Source organism: Rhodococcus sp. EPR-157, from assembly GCF_001647195.1.
Classification (GTDB): Bacteria; Actinomycetota; Actinomycetes; order Mycobacteriales; family Mycobacteriaceae; genus Rhodococcoides.
The window spans coordinates 1-9,000 of the sequence record NZ_LVCV01000669.1; the positions used below are offsets into that span (position 1 = coordinate 1).

Consider the following 9,000-nt stretch of genomic DNA (forward strand, 5'->3'; position numbering starts at 1 on the left):
ACACCGACGGCTCCCTCGTCGTCTCGCAGAACCCGGGGCCGGGAAGCCGAGTGGCCCCGGGGTCCACTGTCACGGTCGTGTCGCTACCGTAACCGGGCGATGATCAGCCCCGGAGCATCTCGGCTACCAGGAACGCCAGTTCGAGTGACTGCTGAGTGTTGAGCCGCGGATCACACGCCGTCTCGTAGCGTCCCGCGAGATCGAGATCGGAGATTTCCTGCGCCCCACCGAGGCATTCGGTGACGTTGTCACCGGTCAGTTCCACGTGCATTCCACCGGGATGGGTGCCGAGGCTGCGATGGATCTCGAAGAAACCCTGAACCTCGTCGACGATCCGGTCGAAATGCCGAGTCTTGTATCCAGTGGAGGCCTCGTGCGTGTTTCCGTGCATGGGGTCGCATTGCCAGATCACCTGGTGGCCGGTCGCCTGCACCTTCTCGATGATGGGTGGGAGCAGCTCACGGATCTTGCCGTTGCCCATCCGCGAAATCAGCGTCAACCGCCCCGGCTTGTTGGTCGGATCGAGCCTCTCGACGTACTCGACGGCCATATCGGGTGTGGTCGACGGACCGATCTTGAGACCGATCGGGTTGTGAATGAGTTCCGCGAGCGCGATGTGTGCGCCGTCGAGCTGCCTCGTTCGATCGCCGATCCACAGAAAGTGAGCCGACAGGTCGTACAGCTTGGGGTGATCCGCGTCGGCGTTGTCGAGACGAAGCATCGCCCGCTCGTAGTCGAGAACGAGTGCTTCGTGGCTGGCGAAGATCTGCGCAGTGTGCAGATTCGGGTCGTTGACACCGCACGCGTCCATGAACCGCAGCCCGCGGTCGATCTCCCCCGCCAACGCCTCGTACCGAGCACCGGCAGGCGAGCTCTGAACGAACTCGCGATTCCAGTCGTGCACCTTGTGCAGGTCGGCCATTCCCGCGCCGGTCAGCGCGCGAACGAGGTTCATTGCAGCGCTCGCGTTTGCATACGCACGCACGAGTCGCGACGGATCATGGTGGCGCACAGCCTCGTCGGCCACCAGCGAGTTGACCATGTCGCCTCGGTACGACTTGAGACCCAGCGCGTCCACATCGGACGACCGCGGCTTGGCGTACTGCCCGGCGATCCGACCGACCTTCACCACAGGCATGCTGGCGCCGTACGTGAGCACGACTGCCATCTGCAGAAGCGTCCGGATATTGCCCTTGATGTGCGGTTCGGTGTTGTCGACGAATGTCTCGGCGCAATCGCCGCCCTGGAGCAGAAATGCCTCTCCCCGCGCGACGGCCGCGAGCTGATCCGACAGCGACTCCACTTCACCGGCGACAGTGATGGGGGGCACACTCTCGAGCACCTTGCGCATGTCCGCTGCCTGCGCCGGATCCCAGGAAGGCTGCTGTGCCGCCGGCTTCGCCAGCGCGTCGTCGAGCTGCTGACGCAACACCCCCGGCAGCGGCGGAAGGTCGGGCAAGCGCTCGATGGGTACGTCGACAGTCCAGTTCACCGGTACAGGATATTCGTTGTCGATCCGGTGACAGCGCGCGGCACCCTCGTCCTGCGGTCGGTCAGCTCGCCGCGGACTCGACGGCTTGGAACTTGGCAAGGTTGTGACGCGCATCGGCGAGCGCATCATGGGCGTCGTCGGGTGCGGGCGGCAAGTACGGACTGCCACAGTCCTCCCAGTATTGACGCAGCTCACGGGTGAACCTCGGCAACGATCGCGGCAAGTCGGTCATCGAACCCCACAGTTGGCACAAGGCAACATGGTCGTATGCGGCCATCCAGGCCCACAGTTCGACGTCGGCGCCTGGGAACGGGACGAGAAAGTCGAGCAACTCGTCGCGGATTCGCGCTCTGCTCTTCCAGAGCGGTGACGAGTACGGTGGCAGCTTGGGAAGAACGTTGCGTCGAACCCATTTTCCTGCGCGCTCGGGGTCGAACTCGGAGGACACAGCATAGAACTCACGCCCATCCTCGGAGACCACAGCGATCGAGACCAGCTCGATTGTGCGACCATCCTCGATGAACTCGGTGTCATAGAAGTAACGCACGCAGGACACACTATCCCGGCGCGACGACTCGACCAGCACGAGTGTCGACCGACCCGGGGGCCGAGACACAAGAAGAAGGAACGACGTTGACGACACCCGAGACGACTGCGCATCCGCAGGCGCCTAGGCGCACCCTCCCGCCTGCGGTACTCGTGATCGCCTGCGTAGTGATCGCGCTGGCATCGCTCGCAGGCATCGCATACAACATATTCGGCCTGCCGCCGCTTCGGGAACTGACGTCCCTGGGTAACTACTACCGTATCGATCTCGACGTTTACCGACTCGGCGGCGGAGTGTTCGCCTCCGGTTCGCCGCTGTACGGAGAAATGCCGCCGACTCAGTTGGGCAATACGCTGCCGTTCACGTACCCGCCCATCGCGGCCGTGCTGTTCAGTTCGCTCTCGGCCGTGTCGCTGTACTCGGCGGGCATCCTGGTCACCACGTTGTCCCTGACGCTGCTGTTCGCGACGATCGTTCTCACCCTCCGGTCCCTCGGGTACGCGCCTCGAACTCTGCTGTTGTGGGCAGCCGGCGGCATCTTCGCCATCTCACTCGTTCTGGAACCGGTGTTCTCCACTCTCGACTACGGTCAGATCAACATCGTCCTGATGGCATTCGTCGTCGCGGATTGTCTGCCGCGCAAGACGCCCTGGCCCCGCGGCGTACTCATCGGATTCGTAGCCGCCGTCAAACTGACGCCCGCTGTTTTCGTTTTGTTCTTCCTGCTACGCAAAGACTTTCGTTCCGCTGTGATCTCGGGACTGAGTTTCGCCGCGTTCACGGCCCTCGGATTCCTGGCGACATTTTCCGATTCCGTCACGTACTGGACCGACACCCTCATCGATTCGGACCGGATCGGCCGACCCGCCTACGCGGCGAACCAAAGCATCACCGGCGTACTCGCTCGGTTCGGACTCGACGACTCGCTGCGGTCCGTTCTGTGGATCCTGCTGTCGTGCTGCCTACTTGCCATCGCTGCCGTAGCCATGCGTTCCGCGTTCTCAGCCGGCCAGACTGCGCTTGCTCTCGGTGTCAACGCGATGTTCGGCCTTCTCGTCTCACCCGTGTCGTGGTCACATCACTGGGTATGGGCGGTGCCGTTCATAGTTGCGCTCGGCACGCTCGCGTTCCGCCGACGTAGCTATGCCGTACTGGCATTCGTCGGGGTCGGCGTCGTGCTACTTCATTTCGCGCCGCATTGGCGGCTGGCCGGCGGCCGCTCCTCCGGCCTTGGTTGGCCCGTGTGGGACCAGCTGGCGGCATCGTCCTACGTGTGGTGGGGCGTCGCGGCACTCTTCGTGGTGGCGTTCACGCCGTTACGGAGTGTCTCTTCCGTTTCGAAGTCGTAGGCCGTCTCAGCTGGCCCGGGTGTGAGGAATCCGCTCGGGCCCGTCCGACGTAGCCGTCGGTGCCGGGGCGGTCTTCTTGAGCGAGGCGGCATAGACGTCGACGTACTCCTGACCGGACAGCAGCATCAAGTCGTACATCACCTCGTCCGTGACGGCGCGTTCGACGAATCGATTACCCGCCATCCCCTCGAAGCGCGAGAAGTCGATCGGCTTGCCGATTTTGATCGTGATCTTTGCCGGGCGCCATACCTTCGAGCCGATCGGGTTCATCTTGTCGGTGCCGATCATCGCAACGGGTATCACCTGCACACCGGTCTTCAATGCCAACCGGGCCATTCCGGTCTTGCCCTTGTACAGACGTCCGTCGGGTGAACGGGTTCCTTCAGGGTAGATGCCGAGCAGCTTGCCCTTTTCGATCACGCGCGCACCGGCATTGAGCGCGTCCTGCGCAGCATCTGCACCGGTTCGGTCGATCGGAACCTGCCCCACCGCGGTGAAGAACCACTTTTGGAATGCACCCTTGAGGCCAGGCCCGGTGAAATACTCGCTCTTCGCCAGAAAAGTGATGCGGCGCTGCACCTTCAACGGCAGATAGAACGAATCGAGGACGGCCTGGTGATTGCTCGCCAGAATCACCGGCCCCCGAGCCGGAATGTTCTCGAGCCCCTCGACAGTAGGTCTACCCAGAGCAATCAGGATGGGACCGATGAGGACGTACTTGAACAGCCAGTACCACATGGCGTCCTTCCTGATCAGAGAAAGTGTTTCGGCGAGCGTTGGCCAAGGGAAACTGTACCTACCGTTTATGACCCCAGCCACATCAATCGCGGTAGGGCGACAGAGTTCACATTTCGCGTGAGCGTGACGACGCCGAAAACGCAGACCTCGCCAGATCTGCGGCGCCGATCATGCCGGCAGCTTCACCGAGCTGAGTCGCTCGAATCCGGGCGAGCGGACGATGCCCTGCGCCCGTCACCAGGCGCGCGCAGTGCTCGGTGGCTTCGTTCAAGAACTGACTCGACGAGGTGGCGACGCCACCCGCGATCACAATTAGATCAGGGTCGTAGATATCGCTCACCATCGCAAGCCCGACGCCGAGCCATCGGGTGAAGTCCTGCATCGTCCGAAGGCCGATCTCGTCACCGTCCTGCGCCGCCGAGGCTATACGCCGACCGGTCAACGAACCCGGGTCGAGGAACACGTCGCGGGCGAGGATCGTGGACGACCCCTGATCGGCGGCCAACATTTCCACCGCGGTGTCCACGAGAGCTGTTCCACTGCAGTACCGTTCCCAACAACCGCGCTTTCCACAGGGACACGCGCGTCCGTCTGGAACCACCTGGATGTGCCCGAGTTCCGGTGCGACGCCGTAACTTCCGCGATAGATTCGACCGTCGATCAAGAGCGCTGCACCGATGCCCGTCCCGATTGCAACCATGACGACATTGCGACCATCGGCTGCGGCACCGAACCGATATTCCGCCCAGGCGGCCGAGTTGGCGTCGTGTTCCAACAACACGGGAAGTCCGATTCGATCGCTCATCCGACGCGCAACCGGGCTGTTGACCCACGGCAGGTGCGGGGCGAATCTCACCGACTTCTGGTCCGAGTCGACGAATCCCGCCACAGCCAGACCAACCGCCGAGACGGGGTGCCGATCCGCGAGCTCGCGGACTACGCGCTCCAGCCCCTGCTCGAGCGCCGACGCCGTATGCGGAGTTGGCGACTGAGTCGAATCGATGACCTGACCCGACGGATCGACGACCGAGGCCCGCAAGCTCGTGCCACCGACGTCGATACCGATCGTCAGAGATCCTTGCCGCCGTTTCATTGTCCGACCTTTCTCGGCCGTCCCCCACGGCATACCGACATTGCTCTCCGACCAGGAATCGAACAGGACCTGTTCGTCAGTCCCCTGTCTTCGGCGTGGTCGGATCCTTCACGGTAACGGTAATCGGTACGAACTTTGCTCGTCGAACTATCGGGTCATCCGTGTCGTGCGCAATATCCGGGCCGGAACTGTGGAACGCATCACTAGTCGGGGCGTCGTCGCCCTCGGGATCGGGGTTGTTCGATCCCGCCGCATCAGCGGGCGGAGACGGACTACCTGTCGACTCGGCATGATCGCTCATCAGTTGACGCAGTAGCGCCACAACCGAGGCGCCCTCGGTTGCCACCACAGTGAGCAGGTCGTGCTGCTCCCCCCGCATCAGCGCCGCCAGCGCGCATACCGGGCACCAACTGCACCCTTGCTGTGGACGTTGTTGTTGGTCTTCCACTGCCTGGCGCAACACAGGCTCGAGTCGTGTGAGCACCGTTTCGGCGAGCGCCCAGAGCTCAGCAGCAACGTCGGAATGCCGGTCAACCATCTATTCGCCCGCCCCTCACGCCGGCCACACCGACGGATCCGGGGCGAAGCGGACAACCAACGTCGTGTCCTCGAACTCTGCGCCGACCACAATGCACCTACGCAGAACCGACGCCAGACGTACCCGACGACGGATCCCGTCCGCCCCGACTATCACATCGTCCTCGACACGACCGAGGGTCAACGTCGTCGGATCGACCAGAGGAAGAACCATGGTCATCGTGTAGATCGACTCCAACCCCGTACCCGACTCGTGCGCGACCGCCGGCTCGTTCACACCGGCGCGTTCGTGCACCTGTGTGGCGCCCACCCGCGCCGCGAGACTACCCAGACCCGGCAACCCTACCGGCTCGTGAGCGGACTGCTCCACGACGACCAGCGACATCCCGGCTGCCATGATCTCGACTTCTCGCAGAACTTCTTGCTGCGCCGACCTCCACCCCTCGAACCAGAATACTGCGGGATGGACTCCGACGAGGCCTACCGATGCCGAATTCAGCATGGGCAGAACCTTGTTGACCATGACGGTGTCGACAGGAAGGCCGGTCAGGGCGGCGGCCGACATGGTTCGACGCGCTTCGGCGATGCCCACCCGCTCCGGCGTGAGGACGATCGTCGCCGACGTTCTGGCGCGGTCGAACACGAGCTCGCGAACACTGTCGGCCGAAGCGACGACGCTCCCGACCATGGCCACCACTACTGTCAACCGCGGGTCGGTTCCGGTGCCGGCAACGATGCGGTCATGCCTCGGCCACAGCCGTTCGAGATACCCACACACAAGATCGGGCAGCTGCAACGTGCGCACCGAGTCCGCCGTCGGAGGAAGGTCGACGAATACGGTGTCCCAACGATTTTCGTCGACGAGCTCGACGATGCGATGGAGACCTAGAAGTTCCTGAACGCCCGGCGCACCCACGATTTCCGCGGGGTCGATGGCGCCGAACCTGACCCCGTGTTCATGACCTGTCCCCGACAACGCCAGAACGTGCGCGAGCGCGGTGTACCTCGCTACGACAAGGGCAAGAGTATCGAGCTCGAGTACGTCCAAACCCTGCTCGATCGACACCACCTCGGCTGTGTCGGCGCGGTGGGCGTGCATTCCGAGGACGTCCGCCACCGAGTGCGCCTGATCGAAGGACACGACAAGCGCACGCCGTCCGGACCGCGCGTGGTCGAGCGCTGCTTTGACGGCAAGAGTCGTCTTGCCCGCACCGCCCTTGCCGACGAACAGTCGGACCGCAGTGTGGGCCTCGGCGCGGGCCTCGGTCAGCCTTCGACTCGCTTCTTCAGTTCCTTGAGCGCCGTATCGGTGATGACCTTCTCGGCCTTGCGCTTGAACAGCCCGATCATCGGGATGTTCAAGTCGACGGCCAGTTCGTAGGTGACCTCGGTTCCGCCGTCGGCGTTCTCTTTCAGCGAGTAGGAACCTGTCTGGGACTTCTGCATCTCGCCAGACACCAATTGCCAGGAGACGGAGTTGCCGTCCGGTGCCCACTGATAGCTGAGCTCGTAGGTGTCTTTCACCATTCCTGCGTCGAGCACGAACTTGACCCGCTCCGCACGCCCATCGGCGCCGGTCGCCAACACCTCCACCGACTTTGCGGCCGAAACCCAGGTCGGATACGCGTCGAAGTCTGCGATCACGTCCATCACACGCGTGGATGGAGCGTCGACCGTGATCGACCTCTGAGTTCTCTCGGCCATCCTGTTACTCGGTGTCCCTTCTGTTCTCGCGGTCTCCCGGCGCCCGGGAACATACCCGACGAGCCGATCTCTAGTCATTCATCTCACACGATGGCCGATGGACGCACAACGGGCGCCGCACCACCGATCAGGGGCGGGCGTGTTGCGGCCGCTCGCCTGCAGCGCGCCCCGCCTCCAGCCCTCGTTTGAGCTCGAACGCCATGACCTTCCCCGCGGCCCGGCGCTGCCGGTTCTCGGCTGCGAGATCAACCGTTCTCGCGCCCGCAGGCTCGGCGTGGAGGAAGTAGTGCAGGATGACGCCGTCGAGCACCGAGACGGGTTCGAGCCACACCTCCATCGTTCCCGTCAATGCTCCATCGACCGCCCACCTGATGCCCTTCTCGGCACGATCGTCGGTCGCCACGAGGCGAAGGTCCGGCCACCAGACACGCCAGCGAGCCGGATGCGACAACGCCTCGGCGACCAACGAACCAGGTACAGCGACGAAAGTCTGATCCGCAACTTGGATACTGCTCATCGGATGAGCTTCACACATCGACCGGTCCGCGCGTACACGAGGCGGTCGAACGTCCCACCGACTCGGGTCTACAGTGAGACGAATCCGAGCTACTCGTGAGTAGAGCTAACCTTTTCTTTTCCTGGAGGTCACCGTGCGTGAGTTCACATCGCCCGCCGTATTCGTCGTCGAAAACAGCGAGTCGGCCGTCGACACCGTGTTCACACGCGCATCGAACGCCCCGAACTCGGTTGCGTTTCGCCGACTCGTGAACGGCTCCTGGTCCGACGTCACCGCAGCGTCGTTTGCAGCCGAAGTAGTCAAGGTCGCCAAAGGATTGATCGCCGCAGGAGTGCGTCAGGGTGATCGCGTCGCACTGATGTCGTCGACCCGCTACGAGTGGTCGATCATCGATTACGCGATCTGGGCATCCGGCGGCGTCACCGTGCCCGTCTACGAAACCTCCTCGGCAGGCCAGGTGGAGTGGATCCTCTCCGACGCCGACCCCGTCCTCCTCGTACTGGAGACCGACAGACATGTCGCCGACACCGCCGACGTCGTAGCCGCCCACTTCCAGCGCTCCACCGGCACTGCACACACCTTCCGAATCGACGGCGACACCCTCGATTCCGGCGCTATCGCCGAGCTGACTGCATTGGGAGCGGACACATCCGACGATGAAGTACACGCGCGGGTTGCTGCGCTTCGCTCGTCGGATCCGGCAACCCTGATCTACACCTCCGGGACGACCGGCCGGCCCAAGGGCGTGCAGCTGACCCACGCCAATCTGCTCGCGGAATCCCGCGGCATCCGCGAGACATCGTTGAACGCTCTGCTTCGTCCTGGCAGCCGAACCTTGATGTTCCTTCCGTTGGCCCACGTGCTGGCCCGCGCCGTCACCATCGCTGCCTTCGATGCCGGTACCGCCGTCGGTCATACCAACGACATCCCGAACCTCGTCGCGACTTTCGGCACTTTCGCGCCGGACTTCATTCTGTCGGTTCCGCGTGTATTCGAGAAGGTGTACAACACCGCCAAGCAGAA

General features: G+C 63.4%; 11 protein-coding genes. 3 read left to right on the forward strand and 8 right to left on the reverse strand.

Translation table 11 applies throughout. The features are described 5' to 3' along the window. Positions 1-92 (forward strand): PASTA domain-containing protein (locus A2J03_RS32130; RefSeq protein WP_156520640.1); only part of this gene is annotated, 92 nt, incomplete at its 5' end. Between the two features lie 11 nt (positions 93-103). Here A2J03_RS32130 and A2J03_RS28735 read toward each other — a convergent pair. After that, positions 104-1,492 (reverse strand): class II 3-deoxy-7-phosphoheptulonate synthase, encoded by a 1,389-nt coding sequence (locus A2J03_RS28735; RefSeq protein WP_068381455.1) that lies wholly within the window; start codon positions 1,490-1,492, stop codon positions 104-106. Between the two features lie 61 nt (positions 1,493-1,553). Next, a complete protein-coding gene (locus tag A2J03_RS28740) occupies positions 1,554-2,039 on the reverse strand; it encodes a polyadenylate-specific 3'-exoribonuclease AS (protein WP_068381467.1) in 486 nt (161 codons plus the stop codon). 86 nt (positions 2,040-2,125) lie between these two features. On the opposite strand from A2J03_RS28740, the gene A2J03_RS28745 reads away from it, so the two are divergent. Next, entirely contained in the window at positions 2,126-3,388 is a 1,263-nt protein-coding gene (locus tag A2J03_RS28745; protein ID WP_068381469.1) for a glycosyltransferase 87 family protein, read from the forward strand. A gap of 6 nt (positions 3,389-3,394) precedes the next feature. Here the strand turns inward: A2J03_RS28745 and A2J03_RS28750 are convergent, their stop codons facing one another. The 6 genes from A2J03_RS28750 to A2J03_RS28775 all read right to left on the reverse strand — a co-directional run bounded on the left by A2J03_RS28750 (position 3,395) and on the right by A2J03_RS28775 (position 7,977). Then, a complete protein-coding gene (locus A2J03_RS28750; protein ID WP_068381458.1) occupies positions 3,395-4,126 on the reverse strand; it encodes a lysophospholipid acyltransferase family protein in 732 nt (243 codons plus the stop codon). A gap of 106 nt (positions 4,127-4,232) precedes the next feature. Then, positions 4,233-5,219, reverse strand: coding sequence for an ROK family protein (locus tag A2J03_RS28755; protein ID WP_068381470.1), 987 nt, complete (start codon positions 5,217-5,219; stop codon positions 4,233-4,235). 76 nt (positions 5,220-5,295) lie between these two features. After that, positions 5,296-5,757 carry a hypothetical protein gene (locus A2J03_RS28760; RefSeq protein ID WP_068381460.1) on the reverse strand — a complete coding sequence of 154 codons (462 nt, stop codon included), beginning with the start codon at positions 5,755-5,757 and terminating at the stop codon, positions 5,296-5,298. 15 nt (positions 5,758-5,772) lie between these two features. Further along, complete coding sequence (locus tag A2J03_RS28765; protein ID WP_197481015.1) at positions 5,773-7,026, reverse strand: ArsA family ATPase; 1,254 nt, start codon at positions 7,024-7,026, stop codon at positions 5,773-5,775. Continuing rightward, a complete protein-coding gene (locus A2J03_RS28770) occupies positions 7,023-7,460 on the reverse strand; it encodes an SRPBCC family protein (protein WP_068381462.1) in 438 nt (145 codons plus the stop codon). Before A2J03_RS28770 ends, A2J03_RS28765 begins: the two co-directional genes overlap by 4 nt. A 127-nt stretch (positions 7,461-7,587) precedes the next feature. Beyond that, a complete protein-coding gene (locus A2J03_RS28775; protein WP_197481014.1) occupies positions 7,588-7,977 on the reverse strand; it encodes a polyketide cyclase / dehydrase and lipid transport in 390 nt (129 codons plus the stop codon). Positions 7,978-8,110: 133 nt separating this feature from the next. Between A2J03_RS28775 and A2J03_RS28780 the strand changes: the two genes are divergently transcribed. Next, on the forward strand, positions 8,111-9,000 hold an 890-nt coding region (locus A2J03_RS28780; RefSeq protein WP_231912758.1), incomplete at its 3' end, for an AMP-binding protein.

Bases quoted from the DNA above. Each gene is read 5' to 3' on its own strand.
- A2J03_RS28750 (WP_068381458.1), bottom strand. From the start codon at position 4,126: ATGTGGTACTGGCTGTTCAAGTACGTCCTCATCGGTCCCATCCTGATT.
- A2J03_RS28755 (WP_068381470.1), bottom strand. From the start codon at position 5,219: ATGAAACGGCGGCAAGGATCTCTGACGATCGGTATCGACGTCGGTGGC.
- A2J03_RS28760 (WP_068381460.1), bottom strand. From the start codon at position 5,757: ATGGTTGACCGGCATTCCGACGTTGCTGCTGAGCTCTGGGCGCTCGCC.
- A2J03_RS28770 (WP_068381462.1), bottom strand. From the start codon at position 7,460: ATGGCCGAGAGAACTCAGAGGTCGATCACGGTCGACGCTCCATCCACG.
- A2J03_RS28775 (WP_197481014.1), bottom strand. From the start codon at position 7,977: ATGAGCAGTATCCAAGTTGCGGATCAGACTTTCGTCGCTGTACCTGGT.